Below are 1,680 nucleotides of genomic sequence, written 5' to 3'. Positions count from 1 at the left end.
TGACCGCCTTCTGCACCGCTTGGCCACTGATCTCGGCATCCTGCGACGACTGGCGGGCGATCTTCTCGGTCTGGGTCGCGTTGTCGGCATTCTGTTTGATGTTCGCCGCCATCTGCTCCATCGAAGCCGAGGCTTCCTCGGCGGCCGCAGCCTGCTCGGTCGCGCCCTGGCTCACCTGTTCCGACGACGACGACAGCTGCTGGCTGCCCGCCGCCACATTCTGCGCCGCCAGAGCAGTCTGGCCGATCGTGTCGCGCAGGCGACTGGTCATGCGATTGACCGTCTCGACCAGGTCCTTGATCTCGTCGTTGCTGCGGACCTGCACCTCCTTGCTCAGGTCGCCATCGGCTACGGCGGACACCGCCTCATCGATCTTGCGCAGGCCGCTCGACACCAGCATCGCGATCCATACGCCACCGGCGATCGCGATCAGCAGCGCGACCACGGCGGTGACCATCATGGTGGTCCGGGCCGACGCGTAGAGCGCGGCCGCATCCTCCTTCGCCTTGACCATCTGACCCTGGGTGATGTCCGCCAGCTTGTTGAGCGTTTCACCGAGGTGCACGGCGATGACACGCCCCTCCGTTATCGATATCTGCGCCGCAGCGGCATTGTGATTGTCCATCGCCAGAGCGCGGGCGCGGGCGCTGACCTCCTTATAGTCGCGCCATTCCTCCAGTGCCTTCGTCCAGACCGGACGTCCCTGGGCGGTGGCGATCTTCAGCCCGCTGTTCAGGCTCGCCTCGACCTTGGTGCTATAGTCGTTGAAGCTGGCGTCATAATTGCGGTTCGCGCTCATATCTTCGGACAGCATCATGTTCTTTTCGGCGCGGATCGCGCGCCCGACATCGCCGTCCGCCGTTAACGAAAGCTTGATGCGCTGCGCAGGCCCGTCAATGGTATCGGAGATCATCGTGTTCAACGCATTGATCCTGGAGATCCCGATCCCGACCACCACCGCCAGAAGCAGCAATACAATCACAAATGTACCAGCAAGTTTCATCTTGATTGTCGCGCGCATACGCACCCCCGTTAAAATCTATTTTTTGAATAACCTGACAACATCACAAACTATTGCATAATCGAATGAATTTTCGGTTCACGACAACTCATTCTTATTTTTGACTTCGACGGTGGCGGCGTTCCCCCTCGGTACGCCGCCACCGTCGATCCGTTCAGGCGGCGCGACCGAAATCGGCGTCCTCGCCGTCCGCCCCGCCATTCGTCATGTCGAGTGCGAAGCCGCGTGCCCGTGCCTGCTGATCCGCGACCGATTGGCCACGGCCCGCCGCCTTGGCCTTGACCTTAGCCTTGGCGGCGGGCGTCGAGGGCTTGCGCACGGCGGGCTTGACCGCCATCGGGCGAGCCTTTTCCGCCAGGCGGAAGAAGGTGATGCCTTCCTGCAGTTCCTCGGCGCGCGCGGCGAGTTCCGCCGCCGTGCCCGAGATCTCGTCAGAGGCTGACGCATTCTGCTGCGTCACCTTGTCGAGCTGCTGGATCGCCTCGTTGATCTGGACCGCGCCGATATCCTGCTCACGGCAGGCGGCGCTGATCTCGGCGACCAGTTCGGCGGTGCGACGGATATCGGGCACCAGCTTGGTCAGCATGTCGCCCGCCTGGGTGGCGGCACCGACCGTATCCGACGACATGCCGCTGATCTCGGCGGCCGCCGACTGGCTA

1 protein-coding gene and 1 pseudogene are annotated in these 1,680 nt (G+C 63.0%); both read right to left on the bottom strand.

All coding sequences use genetic code 11. The features are described 5' to 3' along the window. Positions 1-1,003: HAMP domain-containing protein (locus SSA01S_RS18795; RefSeq protein WP_156477978.1), on the bottom strand; the 1,003-nt coding region annotated here is incomplete at its 3' end. Between the two features lie 172 nt (positions 1,004-1,175). Beyond that, a pseudogene (locus SSA01S_RS18790) lies at positions 1,176-1,680 on the bottom strand (methyl-accepting chemotaxis protein); the annotation flags it as partial.

The sequence above is a fragment of the Sphingomonas sanguinis NBRC 13937 genome (assembly GCF_001591005.1).
Taxonomy (GTDB): Bacteria; Pseudomonadota; Alphaproteobacteria; order Sphingomonadales; family Sphingomonadaceae; genus Sphingomonas; species Sphingomonas sanguinis.
The sequence above is the reverse complement of the archived record's forward strand: the minus strand, read 5'-3'. Positions and strand labels throughout refer to the sequence as shown.